The organism is Candidatus Eisenbacteria bacterium, from assembly GCA_005893275.1.
GTDB lineage: Bacteria > Eisenbacteria > RBG-16-71-46 > SZUA-252 > SZUA-252 > WS-7.
This window is the reverse complement of record VBOW01000025.1, coordinates 13,721-27,054: the sequence shown is the minus strand read 5'-3', so window position 1 is coordinate 27,054 and position 13,334 is coordinate 13,721. Positions and strand designations below refer to the sequence as shown.

Below are 13,334 nucleotides of genomic sequence, written 5' to 3'. Positions count from 1 at the left end.
CGGGGTCCATGGAAACGACCCCGATGCTCGATCAGTACCGGCGGCTCAAGGCCGAGCATCCCGGAACGATCCTTTTTTTCCGGATGGGGGATTTCTACGAGACGTTTGGAGAGGACGCGCTCGTCGCCTCGCGAGTCCTCGGAATCGCGCTCACGAGCCGCGACAAGAAGAAGGATGATTCGATCCCGCTGGCGGGGGTGCCGCACCATGCGGTCGATGGATACCTTCGCACCCTCGTGCAGGAGGGGCATTCGGTGGCGATCGCGGAGCAGATGGAGCCGGCGTCCGAAGCGCGCGGCCTCGTGGATCGGCAGGTCATCGAGGTTCTCACGCCGGGAACCATCACCCGAAGCGGAATCCTCAACGCGGTCGACAGCAATTACATCGTGGCCCTTCACCCGGGCGCGGAACGGATCGGGGTCTCGGTGGCCGAGGTCTCCACCGGAGAGTTCCGGGTGGGGGAGGTCGCGAGCGAGGACCTGGCGGCGCTTCTCCTCGAATATCCTTCGCGCGAGATCCTTTGCCCCGACGGGGTCCCAGCCGACCTCGGCCTCCCGAAGATCGCCCCCCGCGCCCACGTGACCCGCTGGGACGCCGTACGGTTCGACGCGCGCGCGGGGCGTCAAGCCCTCGAGCGGAAATTCCAGGTCCGGAGCTTGGATTCGTTCGGGCTCGGCGACCCCGGGCTTGGATTCGGAGCCGCCGGCGCGCTTCTCGACTACCTCCGCTCCCTCAAGAAATCGGACCTGCCTCAGATCGGGACGGTCCTCGCGCTCCGTGAGGGACCGTCGCTCGTGGTGGACGAGGTCACGTTGCGGAACTTGGAGATCCTGGAATCCCAGGCCGGTCCCGAGCATACGCTGCTCCATCTCCTCGACAGGACCGAGACGGCGATGGGGGGGCGGGCGCTCCGGGCGCTCCTTCGCGCTCCGTGCGCCGAGCTTGAGGTTCTGAGCGCGCGCCTTGACCGAACCGAGCTCTTCGCTCTCACGCCACGTCTTCGCGCCGAGATCCGCGAGCGGCTTCACCGGATGCCGGACCTGGAGCGCGCCCTCGGGCTCCTCGGTTCCGGCCGCGCCACGCCGCGCGACCTCGGAACGCTTCGGGACGCGTTGCTCCGGCTCCCGGACGTGGCGAAGACGCTCGAGTCGCACCGGAACCCCGTGACGGAGGCGTGGCGCGCGGCGCTCCCGGACCTCTCCGCGCCGGCCTCGGAGCTCGGCCGCGCTTTGGCGGACGAGCTTCCCCTCGCCGCGACCCAGGGAGGAATCATCCGTGAGGGATACGATCCCGTGCTCGACGAGCGGCGCCGGGAGGCGTCCACCTCCCGCGCGCAGGTATTGGCGCTCGAGGCGAGCGAGCGTGCGCGGACCGGGATCCACAATCTCAAGGTTGGCTTCAACCGCGTGTTCGGGTATTACCTCGAGGTCACCCGCTCCCAGCTCGGACGCGTTCCTCCGGACTACGTCCGGCGCCAGACCCTGGCGGGCGCGGAACGATTCGTCACCCCCGATCTCACGCGGATGGAGGAGCGGATCGAGGCATCGAGCATCGAGAGCCACCGGCTCGAGGCCGAACACTTTCAAAAGCTGCGCGATCTCGCCACCCGCGAGATGCCGCGGATCCAGTCCGCGGCCCGCGTCCTCGCGGCGCTGGATCTCCATCTCGCCCTGGGAGACTGCGCGGCCCGCGAGCGATGGGTGCGGCCCTCGCTCGCCGAAGACCGCGGCCTCCGCCTGATCGCTTCGCGTCATCCCATGGTGGAGCGTTCGCTCGAGCCCGGCGCCTTCCAGCCGAACGACGTCGCGCTCGATCCCGAACAAGAACAGATCTGGCTCATCACCGGGCCCAACATGGCCGGGAAGTCCACCTTCCTCCGGCAAGTCGGCCTCGCCGTCTACCTCGCGCACATCGGCTCGTTCGTACCCTGCGCCGAGGCCAGGATCGGCCTCGTGGACCGGATCTTCACGCGCGTCGGCGCCTCGGATCAGATCGCGCGGGGGGCTTCCACCTTCTTCGTGGAGATGCAGGAGACGGCGACGATCCTGCGCCAGGCAAGCGACCGAAGCCTGGTGCTGCTCGACGAGGTGGGGCGCGGCACGAGCACCTACGACGGGCTGAGCCTGGCCTGGGCGGTGACCGAAACGCTCCACGACGGCCCCGGCGCCAGACCCCGGACGCTTTTCGCCACCCACTACCACGAGCTGACCGATCTCGAGTCGAGGCTCCCGCGCCTCAAGAACCGCACGGTGCGCGTCGAGGAGCGCGGGCACGAGATCGTCTTCCTCCATGCCCTGGCGCCCGGGCGCGCCGACCGCTCCTACGGGATCCACGTGGCGAAGCTCGCGGGGCTCCCCGAGGGCGTGTTGAGCCGGGCGCGGGAGATCCTCGCGAGGCTCGAGGCGGGGGATCGCGCGCCAGAAGAGCCGGCAGCGACGGATGCGGCGGAGAAGGAGCGGGTCGAGGAAGCCCGCGCGCCTTCCAGGGTGGCGCCGCGCTTCGAAGCCGCGCTGGCGCGAGAGCTGGCGCGCGTCGCGGTGGAGTCGATGACGCCTCTCGACGCCCTGAACGAGCTGGCCCGGCTCCGCGATCGGGCGCAGAAGTCCCGGGAGCATTGACGGGCCCCGGCCGAATCCGTATCCTTCCCTCCAGGAGACATGACCCGCCTTCCGCGAATAGCTTCCCGCCGTTCACGACCGAGGGGCTTCCGTTTCGGGACGGCTCCCCGGCTCGGCCTGTTTACGACCATCGCGCTCCTCCTGATCGCCGGCCGCGCCGGAAGCCCATGCTTCGCGGCCCCCCTCCCGGCGGCGAAGGCGATGCTCTCCCCACTTCCCACCGATTCCGTGCGCGCAGGTATGACCGGCTACGGCCTGAGCGTGTTCCGGGGAACCTCGGTCGACAGCTTTCCGATGACGATTCTCGGGGTCCTCAAGGGGAACCGCCCGGGAGCCGACCTCATCCTGGCTCGGGCGCACGGCGAATTCCTCGAGAGGACCGGGATCATCGCGGGAATGAGCGGAAGCCCCGTTTATGTCGGCGGGAGGCTCATCGGCGCCGTCTCGTATACGTGGGCCTTCACCAAGGATCCGGTCGCGGGCATCACGCCGATCGGGGAGATGCTCAACTCGCTTCGCCCCATGCCCGAGGAGAAGCTCGAGCCTTCCGACGCGCGATACGGTGGGCTCGATCTGCCCCCGGGCGGGGCATCGCCGCTCCCCGGCGAGGCGCACCCCATCGCGACCCCGCTCGCGCTGTCGGGATTCACCCCCGAGGCGATCCGCTACCTCGATCCTTGGCTCAAGGAGCACGGGTTTGTCTCGGCTCCCGGTGGCGGCGCCCAGGACGTCGGCTCATGCGACTCGATCGTGCCCGGCTCCGCCGTAGGGGTGGAGCTTGTGCGCGGGGACATGAGCGCGACCGCAATTGGTACGGCGACCTACCGCGAGGGAAACCGCGTCCTCGCGTTCGGGCATCCTTTCTTTGCGCTGGGGCGAGTGCAGCTTCCGCTGACCGCCGCCACGATCCACACGGTGTTCGCAAGCCAGCAGATCTCGACGAAGGTAGGATCGGCGACGCGCACGTGCGGCACCCTGGTCGCCGATCGAAGCGTCGGGATCGCGGGGCAGCTCGGCAGCGCCCCGTCCATGATTCCGGTGACCGTCTCGATCCGGGGACCGCAGAGCCTCGAGCGTCGGTATCAATTCGAGATCGCGCGGAGCCGCTCCCTGACGCCCGGGCTCGCCGCAGCCACGATCGTCAGCTCGATTTCCGAGGCGCTCTTCGACGTGGGCCTTTCGACCACGCGCTACGACCTGACCTACTGGTTGAACGGCGGGACCCGCCTGCTCAAGCGCGGCAACGCGATCGTGGCCCCCGCCCCTCTCGCGGGCGCGGGAGACGACGTCTCGCAGACCCTGCTCCTGCTCTTGATCAATCGATTCGAGCCGGTGCAGCTGGATTCCTTGCGGGCGGATATTTCCGTGGAGGACGGGCTCGACCAGGCCACCCTCACGTCCTTCCGGGTGGAGCCCACGATGGCCGCGCCGGGTGAATCGGTCCAGGTGGAGCTTTCCATCCGCCCGGCCCGGCATGCGCCCGAAACGCGTCGGGTCACCGTCCGGATTCCCCCTGGGACCCCGCAGGGAGATCTCACGGTCAGGGTGTGCAATGGCCCCGAGACCGACAAGTGGGAGCGCGACCGCGCGCCCGAGACGTTCGAGCCGCAGAATCTGGACCACCTCCTGAGCCTCCTGAGCCGCGAGCGCCGCGGCGATCAGATCTTCGTGCAACTCTACCGGGAGGTTCGTGGGGTCAGCGTTCACGGCGGAGAGATATCCCAGGCCCCGTCCTCGATCCTGGACGTGCTCGGCGCCGGGGCCAAGTCCGGGGACGGGGCCCCCGTCAAGGGGGCGACCCTCGTGGAGGTTCCGGTGGAGATGGGCCGGGTCATGAACGGCTGCGAGCAGAAGACGGTCACGGTGCTCCCGTATCGGGTGCGATGACGCCGCACGGGGCTTCGATGAAAGGAGTGACCATTCCATTGCCCATGAGGCGGCGATTCTCGGTGGTGCTGACTGCCCTTGCCCTCTTCGGTGCTTCGCACGCGTGGGCGGTGAGGACCTCCCTGTGGACTCAGGATACGGTCGATGACTTTCTCTCCGGCGACGTGGCGGGGGTTACGGTAACGAGCGAGGGGCAGGTGGAGCTCGGCGCCGCGTGGGATTCGGTGGTGTCCAACCTGCCCGACGTCGCCCAGATCTGGTGTCTCGCGCGCGATTCGAAAGGCCAAATCTACTTTGGGACGGGGGACGAGGGTCGCATCTACCGCTGGTCCCGCGGCCGCCCCGCGCAGCTCGTTTGGGACACGGGATCCTCCGAGATCATGTCCATGGTGATCGACGCGAACGACAACGTGTACGCGGGCTCGTCGCCGGGCGGGGTGATCTACCGCGTTTCGGCGCGCGGGGACACCTCCCGCTACTTCGAGACGGGGGAGCAGTCGGTCTGGACGCTTCTCCTGGGAAAGAACGGGACCCTGTACGCAGGAACGGGCAGCCGAGGGCGCATCTACAAGATATCCGGCCCGGGCAAGGGGTATCTCCTCGCCGATACACGCGATGCCAATGTCCTCGCGCTCGCGTGGGCGAAGGACGGCGACCTCCTCGCGGGAACATCCTCCAAGGGGCTCCTGATCCGGATCGATCCGGGGGGATCCCCACGGGTGATCTACGATTCGGGCGCGGAAGAGCTGCGGGCGATCGCGGTCCTCGAGGACGGCTCGATCGCGGTTGGGACCAATCGCGGGCAGAGCGGCTCCGGCTCGGGCAGCGGCGGCGCGGGGGGCGGCGGCGCGGGGGGCGGAGGCTCCTCGACGGGGGGATCATCCCTCGGAATCGAGGTCACCCCCTCCGGAGGGAGCAAGTGCGGCGTGTACATCGTGCAGTCGGATGGCTCCGCGCGGCTCCTCTACGCTCCGCCGTGCGATTACGTCTATGCGTTGGCCCCCGGGGACGCGCGATCGGTGTGGTTCACGACGGGAAATCCCGCCGCGCTCTTCCGGGTCGGACTGGATCGAAAATTCGCGCTCTTGGGCGCGACCGAATCGAAGCAGCTCCTGGGGCTGGTCCGCGCCGACAAGGAGGCGTACGCCTCGGCGGGAAACGCGGGCCTGCTTTACTCGCTCGGGTCCGGGCCGGGCGCCGAGGGGACGTATATCTCGGAAGCGCATGACCTTCGCTCCGTGGCATCCTGGGGGGAAGCGAGGGTCGCCGTATCGGGGGGCGGGGAGGTGCATTGGTCGAGCCGAAGCGGGTTCAGCAAGACGCCCGACGACGGGTGGAGCGGCTGGTCGCGCGAGGTGCCGATCAAGGGCTACGTCAAGATCGAGAGCCCACCCGCGAGGTTCCTCCAGTACCGGCTCCGGTTCCGCCGCGGGTCGGGGGATCGACCGACAGTGTCGACCGTCGAGGTCGCCTATCTCCAACGCAACCTGCCCCCATCGATCGCAAACGTCACCCTGTACGGCCCGGAGAATCCCTTTTTCGAGGGAGGTCCCGAGTACCGCCCGCCGCAGATCTCGCAGTCGTTCGCGAACGGGATCAAGCTCGAGTTCTCACTCCCGCGCGCCGGCCCGCGTCCGGTCTCCGACGCGAGCGCCGCCTGGGCGCGCGGCATCCGAAGCGCCTCATGGGAAGCGGCCGATCCGAACGGCGACAATCTTCGCTACAAGCTCTACATCAAGGCCGACGATGAGACCGCCTGGAAATCGCTCTCGAGCGAGATGGACGATCGCGCGTTCAGCTGGGACGCGGAGTCCTTCGCGAACGGTACGTACAGGCTCAAGCTGGAGGCGAGCGATTCGCCGGACAACCCGGACGGGACCGCGATGAAAACGGAACGGGTCAGCGCTCCCTTCCTGATCGACAATATTCCTCCTCGCGTCGAAGGCCTGCGCACGGTGACCCGCGAGGGAGGCGTGAGAGGGAGGAGCACCGTCGCCGTTTCTGGGATCGCGATCGACGCTGACAGCAGGATCGCAAAAATCGAATACTCGGTCGACGGGTCGGACTGGAAGCAGATCTTTCCGGAGGATTCGATTTTCGATTCCTTGCAGGAAAAGTTCCGTTTCGACGTGGTCGATCTGGCGCCGGGAGAGCACGCGATCACCGTCCGAGCCTCCGACTCGCAGCGAAACGTCTCGGTCGGAAAGATTCTCGCGGTCACGCGGTGAGTCGTGCGAATTGCATGATTTTTTTCCGGCGCGAGGCGCGCGCCGGACGGGGGCGCGCCTCGCGCCCCGAAAATCTCCGCTAACTCCCACAATCACGGCATTCCCAATCCCCGGACGGCGACCCTCGTCCAGTGGTACGATCCTTGCGCTTTCCCCGGCCGGATCAAAGGCTCTCTTGGGCTGGCCGGCCACGCAGGGGTGTCATGAAGCTCGCTTTCTTGGATTTGCCTGACGAACGGGTCGACCTCATCTCGGTGGCCCGGCACGATCCCAACGTGGAAATCGTGCTGGTCGCGCACCCCGATCCCGAGGCGTTGTCCTTGAAGATCGCGGAGGTGCTCCAGATACCGCGCTCGACCGAACCGCTCGACCTCCTCGCGCTCAAACCCGATCGGGTCGCTCTTCCTTCGCTCGCCTCTCCCAGCGCGGCGGCGCTTGCGCGCGCGGGCATCTCCGAGCAGATCTTTGTCACCCTGGACAATCTCTCGCAGGGCTTGCCGCCCGCGCCGGCGGAGAAACCCGCCGAGGATACGAACCCCATCGAGCTTTGGGAAAACCAATACGACGAGGCGACGAGCGGCTCGCGGCTGAACCGCATCCGCGCCGCGCTCGCCCTTTCCGAGGACCGCCAGCTCCTCTTTCGCGAAGTGCTCGCCCTCGCGGTCGAGCAGTCGGGCGCCGATTCGGGATCGATCATGGTCGTGGACGAGGAAGCGCACGAGCTCCGGATCGCCTTCGCCGACGGCCTCACCCCTGAGATCGTGCGCACCTCACGGCAGCGGCTCGGGGAAGGGGTCGCCGGAAAAGTCGCACTCGACGGAAAGCCTCTCATCATCAACGACCGGGTCACCGATCCGCGCTTTCGCGACGGACGCCAGCGCTCCCAGATCGTGGCCGCCATGTGCGCTCCGCTCAAGGTCGACGGCCGGACGATCGGCGTGCTGAACGTCTCCAGCGATAAGGCGGGCACGGCGTTCCAGGACGAAGATCTCGCGCGCCTGGTTGAGATCGCGGATCAGATTTCAGGAATCCTGGACCGGGCGATCCGTGTCGCGAGGCGCGAGCGGGACGCCCTCGAGCTTCGCGCGCGGCGTGAGATCGAAATCGCCTTCAGCCGCAAGGGGCTCGACCTGACCGAGCGGCTCCGCATGGTGGCCGGGAGGCTCGCGGAGCTCCTGGCCGCCGATGCCGTCCAGGTTCACCTCGCCGACGAGTCGCTCGATCGCTTTCGCACGGTCTCCTCGGCGGGGCGCTACGGTCAAGAGGGAGAGCTGCCCCTCCACCATGGCCTCCTCGCGAGAGCCTTCGCGGAGCACAGGTCCTATTTCCTCACCGCCCGGCCCGGGCGGTCGTTCGAGTCGGACGCAAGCGAGCCGCTTCCCAATCTCGTGCTCGCGCCGCTCATGGGCTCGCGCCCGCTCGGGCTGCTCGCGTTCGAGTGCGTCGGCAGCGCAGCGGCGGACCAGGAGGAGTTCGAGCGGCTCACCGCGCGGGTGGCCGAGTTCCTCGCGCGATCGATCGAGGGTCAGGCGGACGAATCGGAGCTGAGCCACCGGAGCGCGCTCCTGGGGAATCTCGCGGACATCGCCGCCCGCGTCATGCTCTCCCACGACGTGGAATCGCTCCTGAGCGAGGTCTTGGGCGCCCTGCGCTCCCTGTTCCCGACCGGCCTCAACACGGTGCGGATCCGAGGAGAGGGAGGCGGCTTCCTGTTCCGGAGTGCCTTCGAGGGGCTCGAGCCCGAGCGACAGCGCGCGCTTGAATTCGAGTCGACCCTGGCGCGGCGGGCCGTCGAATCGAGGCGGGAGCTCAGCTCCTCGGGTCTGGCTCCCGATGAGCTGCGAGGCATCATGGAGGAGCACGGCGTCGCAGCCTACGCATTCATACCGGTCCGGATCGACGAGGAGGTCGCGGGCGTGCTCGGCGTCCTTCTGCCCGCGGCCCGGCGCGGGGGCGAGCCGGCGCCGGGGCTGAGCCGGCTCGACATCCAGAGCCTCCGGAAGCTCGCGCTCTACGTCTCCCTGGCGATCGAGAACGCGCGCCGCGCGGAGGCCAGGACCGAACGGACGGTCGCGGACCCGCTGACCGGTCTCCTGGCGGCGGGGGGCTTCGAGCACCGCGTGCAGGAGGAAGTGAAGCGCGCCGAGCGATACCGCGAGCGGTTCCTGCTCACGATCTGCACGATTTGCGAGTACGAGCGGCTCCTCGATCGGCACGGGCCCACCTGGGGCGAGGCGTTCCAGAAGGAGTTCGCCCAGGCGCTTCGAAAGAACGTGCGCGAAGTGGACGCGATCGCGCGGATCACGGATGGGAGGTTCGCGGTGCTTTCCCCGGCGAGCGACAAGGAGAGCGGCGTTCTTCTCAAACGACTCGAGGCGCTTCTGGGTCACCTTCCGAGCGTGCGCGCCCTGCCCGATCCGTCGGATGTGCAGCTCACGGGACGTCAGTATTCCTTCCCCGATGAGATCGCGACCGGAGGGGAGCTTCTCTCGCTCGTCCGCTCGGGCGCCTAGTTTTCGTTGCCGTTCCCGGCGCGCCGGGATATGTTTCCATCATGCGCGTCTCCGCCGAAACGGATGTCCGCTCCCTGGGCGCCCAAAAGCTCGCCCAAGCGCAGGAATTCCTGCGCGACTCTTCCCTCGAGGCGTGGCTCATCGCCGTCCGTGAATCGCAGGAGCGCCCGGACCCCAATCTTCGATTCTTCTTGGACCAGGAATTCACCTGGAATAGCTACTTCCTCATCACACCGAACCGCGCCTTCGCCCTTGTGGCCACGTTCGACGCCCCCGACCTCGGCCAGTCGGGTCTCTTCGATGAGGTCAGGACCTACAAGGAAGGCGCGCGCGCCGCGCTCGTGGAGCTCCTGGGCCAGGTGGATCCGCGGTCGATCGGGATCAACGTCTCTCAAGACGATGCGCTCGCGGACGGCCTGACCGCGGGTCTCCACGATCACCTCCGGGAAACGCTCGCGGGGACGCCGTACGCCGCGCGGCTGCAATCCGCCGAGCGCTTCCTCGCCCTCCTGCGCGGGGTGAAACTCTCCGGGGAGCGCACGCTGATCGCGCGCGCGGTGACGGAAACGGAGCAGATGTTCGACCGGGTCTCGCGCGAGTTCTGCGTCGGAATGACCGAGCGCCAGATCGCGGAGCGCTTTCACGGCGAGGCGGATCGCGCCGGTTGCCCGACCGCGTGGTCCCGGCGTCATTGCCCGACCGTGACTGCCGGCGCCAAGTCCCCGGTGGGTCACGTGCGCCCCGGTGACGAAGCCATCCGGAAGGGCAGCGTGATCCACGTGGATTTCGGCATCGCGCGGGACGGCTATTGCTCCGACCTCCAGCGGGTCTGGTATGCGGCCGCAGACGGGGAGGGTGTAGCACCCGACGCGGTCCTCCGCGCCTATGCGGCGATCGTCGAATCGATCGAGCTGGCCGCGAAAGCGCTCCTCCCGGGCGTCGCGGGATGGGAGGTCGACAAGAAAGTACGCGATCACCTCGCCTCCCTCGGCTACCCGGAATACGCGCATGCCTTGGGACATCACCTGGGGCGCGCGGTTCACGACGGAGGCGGGGTTCTGGGCCCTCGGTGGGAGCGCTATGGAAAGGCTCCCTACGAAACCGTGCGTGAGGGAAGCGTCTACACCCTCGAGCCCAGCATCCATCTCCCGGACCACGGGCTCGTTTCCCTCGAGGAGGATGTGGTGGTGGGACCTCGAGGCGCCGAGTTTCTGTCGCGGTTCCCGCGCAAGCTTCCGATCCTCACCCTCCGGTAATCGATGCCGCCCATCCGCATCCTCGACCCTTCGGTCGTAGGAAAAATTCGCGCCGGCGAGGTCGTTGACCGCCCCGCCGCGGTCGCGAAGGAGTTGATCGAGAACGCGCTGGACGCCGGCAGCACGCTCGTCGCGATCCATGTCGCCTCGCACCCCGAGCGATTGATCCGCGTGCAGGACGACGGCGCGGGGATGTCGCGCGAGGATGCCCTCTTGGCGCTCCGCCGCCACGCGACGAGCAAGATCGAATCCGCGGACGATCTCGCGCGCATCCGATCGCTCGGCTTTCGGGGGGAAGCGCTCGCGAGCATCGCCGAGGTATCGCGCTTCGCGCTCTCCACCCGCTCGAGCGAGGATCTGACGGGAACCCAGGTAGAGGCTTTGGGCGGCGCCGTGATTCAGGTCTCGGGCGTCGGCCGCGCGGTGGGAACGACCGTGATCGTGGAGGACCTCTTTTTCAACACGCCGGCGCGGCTTCGGTTTCTTAAATCGCGCGAGGCGGAGATCCGCGTGCTGAGCCGCGTGGTGTGGAATTACGCCCTCACGTACCCCCGGATCCATTGGAGATTCTCCGTCGAAGGACGGGAGGACACGGATCTTCCCGAATCCGGCGATCTGCTCGAGCGCTGGCATGTGCTCTATGGGAAAGGCCCGGAGGAGGGCTCGGCCGCGTTCGATCACGAGGCGGGGGGGATTCACGTGAGCGGCGTGCTCGGCGCCCCCGAGCAAGCCCGCGCCTCGCGCGACCATCAGACGTTCGCCGTGAACGGCCGGGTGGTCTCTTCCGCCACCCTGGGCGCCGCCCTGCGCCAAGGATACGGAAATCTCCTGCCGGGGGAGCGGTATCCGCTCGCGCTCGTCTTGATCGAGATCGATCCATCGATGGTCGATTCGAACGTCCACCCGACGAAACGGGAGGTTCGCTTCCGCGACGAGGCGCGCGTGTTTCAGGTGGTCCGCCGCGCGGTCGAGGCCGCGATGCGCCGGTACGTGCCCGCCGGGATCGCGCTGCCGGATGCGGGATCGGTCGCGGAGCCGGGGCCGGAAGGGGCGCGGGCGTACGCGGTCCGCCCGGAGACGGGCGACGCGTGGGCCGCCGGGATGGAGGGCGAGGGCTCGCTCATGCTCGCGCTCTATGCGCCCCCCGTCCCCGCGGCCCAGGAGCGAGAAGGGGGGGACGTCCAGGAAAGCCTCGGGGAGCCCGAGATACCCATCTGGCAGCTCCATGAGCGCTACCTGCTCGCGCCGATCCGAGGAGGGCTCGTCATCGTCGATCAGCACGCAGCCCACGAACGGATTCTCTACGAGGAAGCGCGCGCCTACCTCTATGGCGGGACCGGCACGAGCCAGGTGCTCCTGTTTCCGAGGGTGGTGGACCTCACGCCCGCCGAGCTGGATGCGCTGCTCATGATGGAGCCGCACCTGCGAAGGCTCGGATACGAGGCGTCCCTCTTCGGCGAGCGGCAGGTCGCCGTGCGCGGCGTACCCGCCTCCATACCCGAGGAGGCCGCGATCGACTCCCTGAAGGCCGTGCTTGGCTCGGTGGACACCCTCGGGGAGGGCGGAGAGCCGCCCGAGGAGCACATCGCGAAGTCCTTCGCCTGCCACGCCGCGGTGAGGAGCGGACAGATCCTGAGCCCGATCGAGCGGCGCGCTCTCTTCGACCGACTCTTCGCCACGAGCCTTCCTCACGGCGATCCGCACGGGCGCCCCACCTATGTCCGCGTCCCGATGGAGGAGCTGGACCGTCGCTTCGGGCGCCGGTAGCGAGACACCGAGCCCGCGTCGCATCGTGCTGGTCGGCGCGACCGCGTCGGGCAAGAGCGACGTGGCGATGCGCCTCGCGGAGCGGCTCGGGGGGGAGATCGTCGGCGCCGACTCCCGGCAGATCTATCGCGGCCTCGAGATCGGCACCGAGGCGCCGACCCCGGAGGATCGGTCTCGGGTCGCGCATCACTTCGTCGCGTTCCTCGATCCCGCCGAGACCTATAGCGCGGGGCGCTACGGCCGCGAGGCCCGCGCGGCCATCCGGGACATCGAATCCCGGGGGAAGCTCCCGATCGTTGCGGGGGGTTCCGGGCTCTACATCCGCGCCCTGCTCGAGGGGCTGTTCGAAGGGCCGGCGCGCGACGACGCGATCCGCGAGCGCCTCACGCGGCGGATCCGCGAGGAGGGGCTCGACTCGCTCCGCGAGGATTTGCGGCGGGTCGATCCCGATGCGCTGGCGGGAATCCTTCCCGGAGATCCGGTGCGCGTCGTGCGTGCGCTCGAAGTCTACGAGCTGACGGGCCGACCGATCAGCGCGCTGCGGCGGGAGAAGGCGCGCGCGCCGCTTCCCGCGCTCCTCTTCGGGCTCCGCTGGCCGCGGCCCGCGCTGCGCGATCGGATCGCGGCCCGCCTCGACCGGCAGCTCGAGCGCGGATTCCTCGAGGAGGCGAAGCGGCTCCTGGAATCCGCTTTGCCCGAGAGCACGCCGGGTCCGCGGACGCTCGGATACCGGGAGCTCCTCGCACATATAAAGGGGGCGATGACGCTCGAGGAAGCGCGTGCCGCGATCGCGCTCAGGACGCGCCAGCTCGCGAAGCGCCAGGAGACCTGGTTTCGAAACACGCGGGGGGTACGGTGGATCGAGCTCAACGCATCAGGGGATCTCGGTCGCGCGACCCGCGAAATCGAAGATCGGCTTGACCCTGCGGTGGACAGGCCCTAGCCTGGGACCGGGCCAACACCGTGTGAGCGGGCATAACTCAGTGGTAGAGTGTCAGCTTCCCAAGCTGAAGGTCGCGGGTTCAAATCCCGTTGCCCGCTCCATGTTCTTTCTCGGCGCTCGGG

7 protein-coding genes and 1 tRNA gene are annotated in these 13,334 nt (G+C 68.4%); all 8 read left to right on the top strand.

What is annotated here, in order from left to right:
* Nucleotides 1–8 precede the first annotated feature (8 nt).
* A complete protein-coding gene (gene mutS / locus E6K76_05825) occupies nt 9–2,618 on the top strand; it encodes a DNA mismatch repair protein MutS (protein ID TMQ59107.1) in 2,610 nt (869 codons plus the stop codon).
* Nucleotides 2,619–2,657: 39 nt separating this feature from the next.
* On the top strand, nt 2,658–4,505 hold the full coding sequence (locus E6K76_05820; protein TMQ59106.1) for a hypothetical protein: 1,848 nt from the start codon (nt 2,658–2,660) through the stop codon (nt 4,503–4,505).
* A 26-nt stretch (nt 4,506–4,531) separates the two neighbouring features.
* Nucleotides 4,532–6,733 (top strand): hypothetical protein, encoded by a 2,202-nt coding sequence (locus E6K76_05815; protein ID TMQ59105.1) that lies wholly within the window; start codon nt 4,532–4,534, stop codon nt 6,731–6,733.
* A gap of 203 nt (nt 6,734–6,936) precedes the next feature.
* Nucleotides 6,937–9,246, top strand: a complete 2,310-nt coding sequence (locus E6K76_05810) for a GAF domain-containing protein (GenBank protein TMQ59104.1) — start codon at nt 6,937–6,939, stop codon at nt 9,244–9,246.
* 41 nt (nt 9,247–9,287) lie between these two features.
* Nucleotides 9,288–10,502, top strand: a complete 1,215-nt coding sequence (locus E6K76_05805) for an aminopeptidase P family protein (GenBank protein TMQ59103.1) — start codon at nt 9,288–9,290, stop codon at nt 10,500–10,502.
* A gap of 3 nt (nt 10,503–10,505) precedes the next feature.
* Nucleotides 10,506–12,269 carry a DNA mismatch repair endonuclease MutL gene (gene mutL / locus E6K76_05800; GenBank protein TMQ59102.1) on the top strand — a complete coding sequence of 588 codons (1,764 nt, stop codon included), beginning with the start codon at nt 10,506–10,508 and terminating at the stop codon, nt 12,267–12,269.
* Nucleotides 12,220–13,212, top strand: coding sequence for a tRNA (adenosine(37)-N6)-dimethylallyltransferase MiaA (gene miaA / locus E6K76_05795; GenBank protein ID TMQ59101.1), 993 nt, complete (start codon nt 12,220–12,222; stop codon nt 13,210–13,212). The genes mutL and miaA overlap by 50 nt, the downstream gene beginning before the upstream one ends.
* A 26-nt stretch (nt 13,213–13,238) precedes the next feature.
* Nucleotides 13,239–13,313 (top strand) — tRNA-Gly (locus E6K76_05790).
* Nucleotides 13,314–13,334: the final 21 nt, after the last annotated feature.

Coding starts and splice junctions, on each gene's coding strand:
- miaA (TMQ59101.1), top strand. CDS start 12,220: ATGTCCGCGTCCCGATGGAGGAGCTGGACCGTCGCTTCGGGCGCCGGT.
- mutS (TMQ59107.1), top strand. CDS start 9: ATGGAAACGACCCCGATGCTCGATCAGTACCGGCGGCTCAAGGCCGAG.
- E6K76_05810 (TMQ59104.1), top strand. CDS start 6,937: ATGAAGCTCGCTTTCTTGGATTTGCCTGACGAACGGGTCGACCTCATC.
- mutL (TMQ59102.1), top strand. CDS start 10,506: ATGCCGCCCATCCGCATCCTCGACCCTTCGGTCGTAGGAAAAATTCGC.
- E6K76_05805 (TMQ59103.1), top strand. CDS start 9,288: ATGCGCGTCTCCGCCGAAACGGATGTCCGCTCCCTGGGCGCCCAAAAG.
- E6K76_05820 (TMQ59106.1), top strand. CDS start 2,658: ATGACCCGCCTTCCGCGAATAGCTTCCCGCCGTTCACGACCGAGGGGC.